Source organism: Bifidobacterium sp. LH_419, from assembly GCF_056356955.1.
Window position 1 is genome coordinate 83,656 of sequence record NZ_JBKEVG010000012.1, and the last position, 14,534, is coordinate 98,189.

5 protein-coding genes and 1 pseudogene are annotated in these 14,534 nt (G+C 65.2%); 3 read left to right on the forward strand and 3 right to left on the reverse strand.

Going from position 1 to position 14,534, the window contains the following annotated elements:
* Positions 1-5 precede the first annotated feature (5 nt).
* Together AC1AYX_RS08500 and AC1AYX_RS08505 are read right to left on the reverse strand one after the other, a co-directional pair.
* Positions 6-3,440 (reverse strand): DEAD/DEAH box helicase, encoded by a 3,435-nt coding sequence (locus AC1AYX_RS08500; RefSeq protein WP_476503068.1) that lies wholly within the window; start codon positions 3,438-3,440, stop codon positions 6-8.
* 619 nt (positions 3,441-4,059) lie between these two features.
* Positions 4,060-5,883 carry an AMP-dependent synthetase/ligase gene (locus tag AC1AYX_RS08505; RefSeq protein ID WP_476503069.1) on the reverse strand — a complete coding sequence of 608 codons (1,824 nt, stop codon included), beginning with the start codon at positions 5,881-5,883 and terminating at the stop codon, positions 4,060-4,062.
* A 239-nt stretch (positions 5,884-6,122) separates the two neighbouring features.
* On the opposite strand from AC1AYX_RS08505, the gene AC1AYX_RS08510 reads away from it, so the two are divergent.
* On the forward strand, positions 6,123-10,022 hold the full coding sequence (locus AC1AYX_RS08510; RefSeq protein ID WP_476503070.1) for an ATP-binding cassette domain-containing protein: 3,900 nt from the start codon (positions 6,123-6,125) through the stop codon (positions 10,020-10,022).
* A 91-nt stretch (positions 10,023-10,113) separates the two neighbouring features.
* On the opposite strand, the gene AC1AYX_RS08515 is transcribed toward AC1AYX_RS08510, so the two are convergent.
* The gene (locus tag AC1AYX_RS08515; RefSeq protein ID WP_476503071.1) at positions 10,114-12,408 is read right to left on the reverse strand and encodes a sugar porter family MFS transporter; all 2,295 of its coding nucleotides are present in this window, start codon (positions 12,406-12,408) and stop codon (positions 10,114-10,116) included.
* A 362-nt stretch (positions 12,409-12,770) separates the two neighbouring features.
* Between AC1AYX_RS08515 and AC1AYX_RS08520 the strand changes: the two genes are divergently transcribed.
* Both AC1AYX_RS08520 and AC1AYX_RS08525 read left to right on the forward strand, forming a co-directional pair.
* Complete coding sequence (locus AC1AYX_RS08520; RefSeq protein WP_476503072.1) at positions 12,771-14,105, forward strand: ABC transporter substrate-binding protein; 1,335 nt, start codon at positions 12,771-12,773, stop codon at positions 14,103-14,105.
* A 274-nt stretch (positions 14,106-14,379) separates the two neighbouring features.
* Positions 14,380-14,534: pseudogene (locus AC1AYX_RS08525) on the forward strand (carbohydrate ABC transporter permease); the annotation flags it as partial.

The following is a 14,534-nucleotide window of genomic DNA, read 5'->3' on the forward strand; positions in this document are numbered from 1 at the left end:
ATCGTCTAGTCGATGATTTCACCGGTCTCCGGATCGACCTTCGGATTGTCTTGTCCCAAATTGTCTTGTCCCAAGTCTGTGCCTTGAGGCAAACCATCGACGAGCTGATGCGAGTATCTTCCCTCGGACCAGTCGTCACGGTCGCCTATGACGTACAGGCGGGTTTTCGCTCGGGACACGGCGACGTTCAGCAGGTTCGGTTTGCCGTTGACCCATCGGCGTGAGCCCGATCCCGCGTTCCCGGCTTGGCTGCCAAGTACGAGAATGACGACGTCGGCCTCGCGCCCCTGACTGATGTGCACGGTTCCGGAACGATTCTGCGCCAGATTCGTGGCGGTCTGATCGTCGATATGCGGATGTCCGTCGTCTCCGTTGAAGTATTGCCGTACTTCCTCCTCATAGATCGGCTTGACCTTCCTGGCCACCGCCTTGAACGGGGAGATGACCAGAATGTCCTGCGGCATCATTCCGCGGACGAACAGCCTGTGCAGCAGTTTATGCAGTCGTTCGCCTTCGTCGGGTCGCCATTGGTCGGTCGGTCTGGAGGGGACGGCCGATGAAGAAGCCGCTGCGGCGCTGTCGTACCAGCAGGATTCCTCGAGGGAATCAGCCGACGGCTGCGGTCCATCCGTGCCTGGTGTCTTTCGGGAAGAGGAGGCGCCTTGGACCATGCGGTTTTCGTACGCCATGGCGTTGCAGATGGTGAACATGGGATCAAGACACCTCCGGTGGACGATGAGCGGCATGCCGATCCACTGGTCGGTGTCTCCCAGTCGCGTGTACTGGCCCAAAGGGGTCTGCCGGTCGGCGCACTCCTGCACGTTGGAGGATTCAGGGCCGATCGTCACATGGAAGGTGCGGGCCAACAATCGTCTGACTTGCGGCGGTACGGTGTCCACCGGTTCCAGCTGGACCGGATCGCCGACGGCCACGCAGTGACGCACGCGTTGCAACAGGCCGGCGGCATACTGCGGCTGTGCCTGACCGGCTTCGTCGATCAGAGCCAATCCCAGCCGTTGCTGGTCTGCGACTCCTATGCCGCCGGCAAGCGGACCGAACATGCGCGAGACTGATGCGAATGTCGTGGAGATGACCGGAGTCACCAGGAACAGCGTCCGCCAAAGGGATGCGGACATATCGGCGGGGAGGCTTTCGCCCGACAATGAGATGCCGGACTCGAGACCGCGAAGGTTCGTCCAGAATCTCGAATGATTCGCGAGGATCGCCGTCTGATGCAGTGCCAACGCCTCCAGGAACACCCGGGTGCGTGCCTCATTCCACTCCCGGTCAAGATAGGGGGTCTTGAGGGGATCCAGATGATTCCCGAGCTCATCGTCGAGCGTCTTCTCCAAATCGTGCCGCCGATTCTTTGACTCGTCCATCTTGAACTTCAATCGCTCGATACCCTGGGTGACGTTGCGCCACTCGTTTTGCCAGCTCTCCCATTCGCGCCTTGCCTCGTCGATATGCTGGGCGTTGTCTCGTAGCTTTCTGTCCCACGCGAGACGTTTCCACACGAGAAGCCAGGATGGTTTGGACGCAAGAAGCTCGTTTCCCGCGAGTACCTGATTGCGGATGAACCCGTTGATGGAGTCCATCCGTCGCTCGATGGTAGACTTCCGGTCTTCTTGGTCGCTAATCGACTTCTGCAGCGACTGGATTTCGGCGTCCACCCGCTCTATGCCTATATGTTGGCGTATTCCGGCGATCCACCGCTCGTAGTCCTTCTGGCGTTGGTGGCGTATGTTCTCTTCGCGTCTCAGTGCGTCGTCGAAGGACTGCTTGGCCTGGAACCAGACGCGGTTCCAGTCAATGCGGTTGTCATCGACCTGATTGAGCACGCTTTTGGCGACCAGCTCGTTCCGGATGTATCTCCCCGTGACGAATTCCTTATCGAATCCGTCGAAGAAGCGATTCATGTTCTTGGTGTTGCCCAATTTCGCGCAGAACAACGCCCATGATTCGACGGCGGAGTCGTTTGTCTCGTCATCGTTGTCCTTCGCCGTCATCGCCGTTGCGGTCTTACCGAACGCGAATCCTCCATACGAGGAGGAGAAGCGTGATGCAAAATGCTTGTTGATCTCATCCTGCCAGTATGAATCGATTCCTTTCACCGAAGGCAATTCGAGGCTGATGTTTTCCACTGCCTTGTTGTTGGCGGAAGCCACGATGATTTCGAATCCAGTGATTTCCTCGTTCGGTCTCCAATACTTGGATTTTGTATCGGCGGACACCATGCCGGCGAACAGATCATCAGCCTTGTCGAGTTTCGCGAGTTTCTTCGCGCGTTCCGTGACGACAGCTGCTATCACGTCGCGCAGCAATGTCGTCTTGCCGGTTCCGGGAGGACCGTTTACTCCCAGCAGCGGCTGGATGCTTCCCGCCAGAAAAGCCTTGAGTATTTCGTTCACGGCAAGCTGCTGGTGCAGCGAGAGCGTGTACTTCGGATTGGCGGGCCAGCATGCCTGCGGAATATCACGTGGCTGTACACGGTCGAAAATGACCTGGTCGCTGCGTGATCGCCCATTCTCCGACTTCGGATTCAGATCCATGCGGTCGGGATGGTTCTCGGACAGGTACCGTGCGAGCGGCTGTGACGACGACCACGGGTTGTTCTCCGTCTCACTGACCAACCGGTTCAGATCCTGCAGATAGAAGGAGTCCATGAAGTCCGCCGCGGTGTACAGGGGGGATATGCCGTTCTTGAGATTGATGCTGACGATCCGGCACTCCATAAGCGGCGGAGAGTCCGGCTGCCTGTCCTCGTTCGCATCGATGCCGTTGCCGGTGTCGAAACGCAGTCGGGCTCGGAGAAAACCTATGAGATTCGCGATGCCTCGGAACGTGATGAACTCGTTGGGGGTATGGAAACGGACACCCGCGTCGGATTTTTCCCATTCGGAGAGAAGAGCGGCGGCTTGGTCGGGACTTCCTGCCCTGGGCCATGATTCAGGAGGAATCGGCATACCTTGGTAATCGGCGGTGATGAGATCGCTTAATGCGCGGGCGTATTGCGACAGGTGGAGTGAGTCATCGAGCAGCATCCCGTCATCGCGGACGCTGACGGTGAGACATGCGGCCTGGCCGTCCGGCGTCTGCTCATGCAGCGCCACTTCCTCCGGCGAATGACCGTCGCATCGCTGCGGATTCCCCGCTGCGGTGGAGAGTATGCGGACAAGGGTCCTGAACGCGGTCCGCTGGTTGATGGCCACGGTGATCTGATAGCTGTGGTGGGGAAGCCACGTTATGGGGTTCCTGTTCCGGAGCAGTTCCCATCGATCCCTGTACTGTCTGCGGCGTGCCGCCACGTCGCGGGTGTGCAGCACATAGTCGCATTCGCCGGAGTCCGTGATGACATGTGCGGGGCGTACCCCCCGACGAAGGCCTGGGACGATGCACGCGATAGACGATCGCGTGTTGCCGGCCGCGATCGTCGCCATGATCGAGGATACGGTCCATATATCCGTCATCGATGATGGAGCCAGGTCCCGTGAGCGTATCCGTCATCAGATGCAACCGTCGTTGGGCCGATGGGCTTACCGCGTAACGGCGTTCGCTTGACGGCTCATCGGTGAGATGCGCGCTGCGCAGCACGGCATGCGAGTCGACCTTCATGATGAGATGAGGCTTCTCGCCGTACAGGTGTCGCGCTCGGCTCTTGCGTTCCTTGGCGTTGCACGGCACTGTGGCTTCGCTCTGGTCCGCGAACGCAACGATATGCACTTCGACCTCGAATGGCTGCCAAGGCTCATGATCGCCGTACTCGTTTCCCGGCTCCGGGATCGGACCGTACATAACGTAGGGAGCGGTGCGCCGAGAATTCTCCAGGAGTTTGAAGTTCTGAGGCGTCAGTAGTTCGATGGCCCTCCAGTATTTCAGTATGTCTGCCGGAGCATTGGAAGATGCGTGCACGTCGTTGTTCATGGACACCAGTATGGCATCGTCTCCGATGATCCGCCGTTGATGACCCGTTTCATCGGCGTCGGTTCCGTGCCATGGACTGGCGGGAACCGACGCGTATGGCACGGAACCGACCGACACGAATGCTCGGGCTCCGCCTCAGCGCTTGCCGTTGTAGATCTCGTGGTCGATCACGTCGGCGAACACGCGGTTCACGGCCGGGCGCACGACCTTGAGCGACGGCGTCAGGCACTTGTTCTCCTGCGTGAGACGCTCGTCGAGCACGACGAACTTGCGCACCGATTCGGCTCGGGAGACCGTCGCGTTCGCCTTGTCCACGTACTCCTGGATCTCGTCGCGCACCGCCGCGTTCGTGGCGAGGCGGTCGACCGGCGTGTCCAGCGACAGCCCGTGCGCGGGCAGCCACACGGCCAGCGCCTCCGGGTCGAGCGTGACGAGCGCGCCGATGAACGGCCGCTGGTCGCCGACCACGACCGCGTGCTCGACGATCGGGCACTTGGCGATCTCCTCCTCCAGCGGGATGGGGGAGACGTTCTTGCCGCCGGCCGTGATGATGATGTCCTTGATGCGGCCGGTGATCGTGATGCGGCCCTCGTCGTCGATCGTCGCGAGGTCGCCGGTGCGCAGCCAGCCGTCCGCGGTGAACGCCTCGGCGGTCTTCTCCGGCAGATTGTGGTAGCCGCGGAACACGTTCGGGCCCTTCACCTGCAGCTCCCCGTCCTCGGCGATACGCACCGAGGAGCCGGGCGCGGGCTGGCCGACCGTGCCGATCACGTTGTCGTGCACGCGCGTCGCCGCGAACGGGGCGGCCGTCTCGGTCATGCCGTAGCCCTGGATCATCGGCAGGCCAATGCCGTTGTAGAAGTGCGCCAGGTCGAGCGACAGGGGGGCGCCGCCGCACGCCACGTACTTGATCTTCGGCCCCAGGGCGCCGCGCACGGTGCGGTAGACGAGCGTCTCGTACTTCGCATGCTCGGCGATCTCCTTCAGCGTGTGCTTCTCGCCGGCCTGCTCCTCACGGCTCCACACGCGCGCCGCCTCGGCCGCGCGAAGGAACAGGCGTCCCTTCCAGCCGGCGCCCGCCTTGTGCGAGGCCGCGTTGTACACCTTCTCGAACACGCGCGGCACGCCCAGCAGGTACGTGGGTTCGAACGAGCGCAGGTCCGGCAGCAGGGACTTCGTGTCCGGCAGGTAGCCGACCACGCCGTCGTCGGAGGCGATCGACGCGTACTGGATGAAGCGCGCGAAGCAGTGGGCGAGCGGCAGGAACAGCAGCAGGCGCGGATGGTCGTCGGTGATCATCTCGTGCAGCGCCTCCGAGGCGGCGATGGTGACGGACACGAAGTTGCGGTGCGTGAGCTCCACGCCCTTCGGCGTGCCGGTGGATCCGGACGTGTACACGATGGTCGCGAGGTCGTCGATGCGCACGGAGGCGATGCGCTCGTCCAGCTCCTCGTCCGACACGGTCACGCCGAGGCCTTCCAATGCGCCCAGCGCGTTGCCTTCGATCATGAGGATCTGCTTCAATGCCGGGCAGTGGTCCTTCACTGAGTCGAGACGGTCGAAGCGCGTGCGGTCGTCGGCGACGGCGAGCTTCACGTCCGCGTCGTTCATGATGCGTTCGGCCTGCGAGGCGGAGTCCGTGTCGTAGATCGGCACGCTGACCGCGCCGATCGCGGCGAGCGCGAAGTCGAGCACGCCCCATTCGAGGCGCGTGGAGGAGAAGATCGTCACCGCGTCGCCTTTGCCGATGCCGAGCGCGATGAGGCCGCGCGCGGCGGACAGGACCATGCGGTGGAATTCGCCGGTGGTCACGTTGGCCCAGCGGCCCGGTCCGAGCTTTTTCTCGGCGATGACCGTGTCCGCGCCGGTGCGGTCGAGACGGTCGGAGAGCAGCGAGTAGATGGTCTGGTCGTCGCGCAGTTCGACGGACGATCCGGGGGTGGTGTAGTGGTCAAGCATGGTGCGCGTTCCTTACCGTTCCTTGCGTTCTTCCGTGGCCGGGCCCCTTCCCGCGATCCGCATGTCGCGGTGTCGCGGGCGTGGTTCCGGCCGATCATCGCCTAAGTTACGCGTGCGTAGCCTCGTGCGTGTTGTGCGCCATGCCACAACCGCGCCGTCGTCTTTTGTGGATTGCCGCAAACCCTTCCATTCTGCTTCGTTTTCCGTTACGGTGGCTTGAGATTCACGAAAGGGGATTCATGTTCGACAAACGATTGTTCCGGCTGGCGCCCGGCGTAGGCCGTCTGGTCGCCGGCAAGGTCGCCTGCATGTGGGTGGGCCTGCTCGCCAACATCGCGTTCGTGACAGCCGTCGTCGGCCTGTTCGCCCACCTGCTCCATGCCGCCACGCCGGGACTGATCGTCTGCAGCACCACGCCCTCCGGCACCGCCTGTCCCGTGGACGAGCTGTCGATCTCCGGCGCCACCGTCACGCCGCTGCCGGGCGACATCGTGTTCTGCACCGGCGTCATCGTCGCCGCCGACCTCGTGCGCTATCTGACGACCGCCGCCGCCGCGCGTCTGGGCACCGAGGCCTCCGAGCGCGTCAAACTCGCGTTACGCGTCAAGCTCTACCGCAAGATGCTCGCGTTCGGCCCCTCCTACGCGCAGCGTGTGAAGACCGCCGACGTCGTCCAGTCCGCCGGCGAGGGCATCGAGCAGATCCAATCGTTCTTCGACCTGTTCCTACCGCAGTTGTTCTACGCGGTCCTCGCGCCGCTCACCCTGTTCGCCGTGGTCGCGCCGATGGACCTGCCCGCCGCCCTCACGTTCCTCGTGTGCGCGCCGCTCATCATCGTTGTGGTCGGCATGGTCGCGATGAGCGCCGCCCGCACGTTCAAGAGATACTGGGGCCGCTATACGGACATGGGCGCCGCGTTCCTCGACGACCTGCAGGGCCTCGAGACGTTGAAGGCGTTCGATGCCGACGCGCGCGCCGCCCGCGACCTCGACGGGAAGGCCGAGAACTTCCGCGTGATGACGATGCGCGTCCTCCAGATTCAGCTGCGTTCCCTCACCGCGATGGACGCGGTCGCCTACGGCGGCACCGCGGCCGGCATCTGCGTCGCCCTGTGGCGTTTCTCCACCGGCGCGCCGATGACGCTCGCCTCGCTGCTGCTCATCGTCCTGCTGTCCGCCGACTTCTTCATCCCGTTGCGCCAACTCGGTTCGTTCTTCCACGTCGCGATGAACGGCATGACCTCCACGAAACGCATCTTCGCGCTCCTCGACGCCCCCGAACCCGCGCGTGGCGACGCCGATCTGCCCGAAACGCACGACGCCGGCCTCGACGTCACGTTCGACCACGTCGCCTACACGTACGGCGACGGTTCCGGCGACGCGGCGGAAGCATCCGGCGCGGGCACGCCCGTCGCGCCGGCGCTCGCCGACGTCGCCTTCGACGCGCGCCCCGGCGAGCTCACCGCCATCGTCGGCGTCTCCGGTTCCGGCAAGTCGACGGCGGCCTCGCTGCTCGCCGGCACGCTCGCCGGATACTCCGGCTCGCTGCGTCTCGCCGGCGTGGAGGTCGCGACGCTCGGCGGTGAGGCGCTGTCGCGCGCCGTCACGGTGATCGGCGCGCGCAGCCACCTGTTCGCCGGCACGTTGCGCGAGAACCTCGCGATGGCGTTGCCGAAACGATATGACGATGATGACGCCGCCGACGTCGCGATGATGATGTGGGACGCGCTGAGACGCGCCCGCATCGACGATTTCGTGCGCGCACAGGCCGACGGACTCGACATGACGATCGAACAGGACGCCGCCAACCTGTCCGGCGGGCAGCGCCAGCGCATCGCCATCGCGCGCGCCCTGCTGCACGACGCGCAGGTCTACGTGTTCGACGAGGCGACCAGCAGCGTCGACGTGGAAAGCGAGACGCTCATTCTCGACGCGATCCGTGACCTCGCGCACAAGGACGGCAGGACGGTCATCATGATCACGCACCGCATGGCCAACGCCGAACACGCGGACCGCATCGTCGTCCTCGACCACGGCAACAGCGTCGAAACCGGCACGCACGCCGAACTCATGGCCCTCGAAGACGGCCGCTACGCGAAACTCTTCCGCACCCAGGCCGACATCGAACGCCTCGGCGGTGACTCGGCGGTCTCTCCCTCCGCCGCTTCGCGGCACCTCCCTCATCAGAGGGAGGCAAGTGGGGAGAACAGGCCCCCTTTGACGAGGGGGCTGTCCCGCAACGCGGGACTGGGGGAGAGAACCGCCACAGCCCAGCCTGCCGACACACCGGACCAACCCCTTTCTACCTTCCGGACCATCACCCGCCTGCTGGGGGAGGCGCGGCCGCTCGCACGGCTCATGGCCGCCGCGTCGCTCGCCGGCACCGTCGGCCACCTCGCCGCCACGATGCTGCCCGTGTTCGCGATGATCGGCGCGTTCGCGCTCGCCGGCCACCCCGTATGGTCGATGGGCGTCGCGCCGGCCGTCGCCGCGATGATCGTGTGCGCGCTGCTGCGCGGCCTCATGCGCTACGTCGAACAGTATCTCAACCACAACGTCGCCTTCCGCCTGCTCGCCCTGTTCCGCTCCAAGGCGTTCGCCGCGCTGCGCCGTCTCGCGCCCGCCAAGCTCGCCGGCCACGGCAAGGGCGGCCTCATCGCCCTCGTCACCACCGACGTCGAACTGCTGGAGATCTTCTTCGCGCACACCATCAGCCCCGTCGTCATCGCCGCGACCACGACCGTCGTCTACGCGATCCTGCTGCTCACGCTCGACCCGTGGATGGCGCTCGCGCTCATCGTCGCGCATCTCGTCATCGGCGTGCTCGTGCCCCGCTTCTTCGCGACCGGCGTCAGGAACCTCGGCCCCACGATCCGCAAACAGGCGTCGTCGCTCGACGACGTCATGCTCGACGACATGCGCGGCCTGGGCGAGATCATCCGCTTCGGCCGCGGCGAGGACCGCGTCGCCGTGATCACGCGGCTCACGAAACGCCTATGGGCGGAGCACGTGCGATTGAGCCGCGTCAACGGCCGGTTCGCCGGCATCGCGGGCGTGCTCGTGCTCGCGCTCACCACGGCCGCCGCGGCGCTCGCCATCGCGCTCGCCGCCGGGGCTCCCGCACACGGTCCGGCATTGGTCGTCGCGTTCACGCTGATCGCCAGCTCGTTCGGCCCGACGATGGCGTTGAGCGCCCTGCCCGCGAACCTCACGCAGACGTTCGCCTCCGCCCGCCGCCTGTTCGCCCTGATGGACGAGGCCCCAGCCGTCGCGGAGACCGGCACCGCCACCCCCGCCTACAAGGGCATGCGCCTCGACCACGTCACCTTCGCCTACCACGCCTCCGCTTCGTGTCCCCTGCCCGAGCCTGCGAACACCCCTTCTTCGCGTCCCCTGCCTGAGCCGAAGGGCACCCCTTCTTCGCGTCCCCTGCCTGAGCCGAAGGGCACCCCTTCTTCGCGCCCCCTTGAGGGGGAGCTGTCCGCAACGCGGACTGAGGGGGTGTCCGCCGCCCTCACCGCTTCCGCCACCGTCCTCGACGACTTCTCCCTTGACGTGCCGGCCACCGGCATCCTCGGCGTGCAGGGCCCGTCCGGCCGCGGCAAGTCCACGACCATCAAACTGCTCATGCGCTATTGGGACCCGCAGTCCGGCGGCGTGACCCTGTCCGGCACGCCGCTGCCCGACGTGGACGCGCATCACCGCCGCCGCGTGCAGGCGCTCATGGGACAGGAGACGCACCTGTTCGACGGCACAATCCGCGACAACCTGCTGCTCGCCCTGCCGGAATACGATGGTGGCGATGCCGGTGACGCCGTGGCGGACGACCGTCTACGCGACGCCCTGCGCAAGGCCTCCGCGCTGGAGCTCGTCGACTCGCTGCCCAAGGGAATCGACACCCCGGTGGGCGAGCTCGGCGACCGGCTGTCGGAGGGCGAACGCCAGCGCATCGGATTGGCTCGCGTGTTCCTGCGCGACGCCGACCTCGTGCTGTACGACGAGCCGACGAGCCGTCTCGACGCGTTGAACGAGGCGGTCATCCTCCGGTCCATCCGCGACACGTCCGAGGGGCGGGCCGCCGTGCTCGTCTCGCACCGCGAATCGGCGATGCGCATCGCCGACCACGTCGTGACGTTCTGACCGTATCGCCCGTACCGTCCGCACGGTTTCCGGGCATGCGAAAGCCCCCGCCGAATCGTCGACGGGGGCTTTCGCATATCCGAATCGGGGATTATCCCTTGATGAACGAATCCAACGTGTCGAGGGCGTCGTCGATGGCCTTCGCCTCACGCGCGTCCTCGGCGCGCTGGCGGGCCATCGCCTCCGCACGCTCATGCGCGGTCGCCAGCGAATCGGGGGCGCCGGAGACCGGGGGAAGCCGCTGAAGGTCGAAATGCCGGGTCGCGTCCATGTCCGTCATGTCGGAGCCGGGGAGGGAATCCAGATCGATGTCGGTGCGCCTCGTCCCGGACGTCTCGGCGTTCCGTCCCCTGCCTTCGCAGCCGAGCATGTCGATGGCGTTCACGGCGGCCTGCGCGTCCGCGTCGAGGTCGCGCGCCGGACTATCCGGCGCGATCGCGGCCGCGGTCTTCGCCGCGTCCGCATCGGAGCCGGCCGCCCGGCGTTCCGGCAGGTCGACGGTGATGTCCTTGGCGATGTCCGCGCCGTTCATCGGATTCGATTCGACGGTGATGCGCCGTACTTCGCCGTCGCCCACTTCGGTGGCCGTGGCGGTGCCGGCCATGAGGTCGGCGGCGATGCGGTGCGCGCGCGCCGTCGCGGCGACCGCATCGTGATGCGTGCCCGACGACGGCAGCGGCACGGTGGTGGACATCAGCGTGCCGTCGGCGCGGTTCTCGGCCGTGTCGAAATCATGCGTGACGCGCGCGGTGAGGTCGTCGGCCGTGGGATGGTGCGCCGCCGTCGCCCCCGAAACCGCACCGGATGCCGGCGACGGCACGGACACGAGCGTATGCGCGGCCTTGCGTGCCTCCTCGACGGCGCGTTCGGCGGACAGGCGTTCCGCCTTCGCGCGCTCCTTCGCCTGGATCTCGAAGATCTGCTTCTGGGCGGCGACGCGTGCGCGTTCCGCCGCCTCCAGGATGCCCATCGCCTGCAGACGCTCGTTCTCGGCGCCCACGATCGTCGCCTCGGCATGGCGGATGTTCGCGTCCGCCGAGCTGAGCGCGTACTTCGCGACGGCGAGCGGCGTCTTCGGCTGCCACAGGTGCTCGATCTCCTCGAGCGTGCGTCCCATCGTCTCCGGGACGAGCGCGACGATGCCGGCCACGCAGACGATGTCGAGCAGGCCGAAGATGAGGAACGTGATGCCGCCGCCGAGACTGTCCACCAGCATCGGGGTGAACTGCGCGATTGCCCAGTTCACGGTGAGCAGGCACATGACGCACAGACCGGTCGCGCGGCCACGCAGGAATGTGGGGAACAGCTCGGGGATGACCACCCACGGGATCGGGCCCATCGAGAAGGCGAACGACGCGGCGAACAGCATGATGAACACGAGCGTGAGCAGCGGCATGCCGACGAGGTAGGAGCCGGCGATGCACAGGGCGAACACGGCCATGAGACCGGCGCCCACGGTCATGAGGCGCTTGCGGCCGACCGTGTCGATCAGATACATGCCGATCACGGTGCACACGAGCTCGCAGCCGCCCACGCATGCGGCGGTCATGAATTCGGTGTCGCCGCCGAACCCGAGGCGCGAGAACATGACGGGGCCGTAGTAGGAGATCGCGTTGATGCCGACGGCCTGGTTGAACACGGCGAGGAAGATGCCGATGAACAACGCCTTCTTGAGACCCGGGCGGAACAGGTCGGTGAACTCGTTCGACATCTCCTGCTCCAATTGGATGGACGCCTGGATGTCGTCGGTGCGCACGCGGGCGTCCTCGGTGCCGAGGATGTGCTCGAGCACGTGGAAGCCCTCCTCGGGGCGCCCGTTCTGGATGAGGAACCGAGGGCTCTCCGGCGACCGCCACATGGCGATCAGGAACGCGAGGGCCGGAATCGCGCCCAGACCGAGCATCCAGCGCCAGCCGATTGCGAGGTCCCATGCGGGCGTGCCGTAGGAGGCGATGATGTAGTTGATGACGTTCGTCAGGAAGATGCCGCACACGGCGAGCATCTGATAGGAGAACGTGAGCGTGCCGCGGATGTTCGTCGGCGCGGATTCGGTGATGTACGTGACGGCCAGCGCGGCGGTCAGGCCGATGCCGAATCCTCCGACGATGCGTGCGGCGATGAGGTCATAGGGGCCGAACGTGAACGCGCTCCATACGGCGGAGACGCAGAAGAACCATCCGCCGGCGATGAGGACGCGGCGGCGGCCGAACCGGTCGGAGAGGAAGCCCGCCCATGCGGCGCCGACGATCGCGCCGAGCATGATCGAGGAGATGACGAGGCCCTCCATCACGGTGTCGAGCCGGTAGCGGGTGCGCAGGAACTCGATGGCACCGGAGATCGACACGGTGTCGTATCCGTACAGCAGGCCGGCCAGGCCCGCGCTCAACGCCAGTCCGAAAGTGTACCGTCCCGACCCGTGCAATCGTACCGCCGTTCCCAAGGGGTTCCGCTGTTTCGAGACAGCATGAAACAGACCCGCCATGCGCCTTCCTCTCAAATGCATCGATGGGGGATTACATACCGATACTATCCGGAGGGGCCGTTTTCGTCACCGGGTATTCCACAAGCGGATGCCGAATTCAGATGCGGCCCGTGGGGTGGAGAGTGGCGTCGGCTGCGACACGCCGGCGGCGTGGTGTGGTACACGGGTGTATCATATGAACTGTTGGTACACGGGTGTACCGCTGGAAGTCACTCGTGAGGAGCGCTGTGGAGGAAGGTCTTCGCGGCGGGAACAAGGAGAATGATATGCGTAACGTCAAGAAGGTCATCGCGGCCGCCGCGGCCGTGGCCACGCTCGTCGGCCTCGCCGCATGCGGCGGCGGTGACGATACCGCGTCCGTCGACACCGATACCGCGAACGCCAAGGGCGAAGTCGTGTTCTGGGGCTGGGGCAACGGCATCAAGGAGACCATCGCCGCCTTCGAGAAGGAGAACCCCGGCATCACGGTCAAGTATTCCAGCACCGGCACCGCGGCCGACACCGCCACGGCCCTGCAGAACGCCGTGGCCGCCGGCAAGGGTGCGCCGGACGTGGTGATGATGGAGGACGCCACCATCTCCCAGTTCGCCGTGGACGGCAGCATCGTGGACCTGAGCCCGTTCGGTGCCGAGAAACTCGAATCCGATTTCGCCGCTGGCCCGTGGGCCAAGATGCTGCAGGGCGAGGGCAAGCCGTACGCCCTGCCCATCGATTCCAGCCCCGAGGTGTTCTTCTACAACAAGGCCGTGTTCGACAAGGCCGGCGTCGACGGCGAATCCATCAAGACCTGGGACGACTACTACGAGGCCGCCAAGAAGATCCGCGCCCTCGGCGACGACTACTACATCGCCAACAACGCAGGCGATTCCAACGGCTACCAGCCGTTCACCGCGCAGGCGTGGCAGGCGGGCTCCAACCCGTGGAAGGTCGACGGCGAGAACATCACCATCAATATGAACGACAAGGGCATGCAGCGCTACGTCGCGTTCCAGCAGAAGCTCATCGACGAGGGCCTGATCAACACCAAGATCTCCAACTGGTCCGACGACTGGTACCGTTCGCTCGGCGACGGCACCACCGCATCCCTGACCATCGGCGCGTGGATGCCGACGAACCTCGAGTCCAGCGCCGCCGCAGGCAAGGGCAACTGGCGCGTCGCGCAGCTGCCGCAGTGGCAGGATGGCGACCAGGCGTCCTCCGAGGACGGCGGTTCCGCGCTCGCCGTCACCGAGCAGTCCAAGAACAAGGCCGCCGCCTACAAGTTCATCGAATATCTCACCCATGGCAACGGCGCCCAGGTGATGGCCGACCACGGCACCTTCCCGGCGAAGACGGCCATCCTCGACGACGAGGACTTCCAGTCCCAGAAGAACGAGTACTTCGGCGGCCAGGAGGTCAACAGGGTGCTTGTCGAGGCTGCCAAGCGCAAGGTGAGCAAGTTCCAGTACCTGCCGTACAACCCGTACGCGCAGTCCAAGTACGGTGACGACATCGCTCCGGCCTATCAGGGCAAGAAGACCCTTAAGGCGGCCATGCAGGCGTACGCCAAGACGCTGGCCGACTACGGCGAGCAGCAGGGCTATACCGTCACCGTCAAGTAAGTGGCATGGGGCCGGTCCGGCCCGTGGCGACTGCGTCCGGGGGCGTCTCCTCCTTCCGCTCCCGGTCCTCCTTCCCTGGTCGCCGCATACCACTTGCATGATGCCGAGGGCGGGGATGCGTCCGGTATCCCCGCCCTCGCCATGTCCGACGGCGACCGAAGGCCGCTGCGGATCGTTGCATCGTCGGTTTGGCGATTGTCGATTGTTGATTGTCGTAGATCGATCATTTCGATCATTATGGAAAGCGCAAGGTGAGTAAATGTCTGGGCAGACGATGGAGTCGTCGGTCGCCATGACCGCTCGTCACACGCAACAGGCGCGTGTGAACCGGCATAAGGCGGATTGGCGTGGTTGGAAGTTCATGGGTCCGTTTGCGGTGGTGTTCGTGTTCGTGTTCATCATCCCGATCGTGTATGCGGTGTATATCAG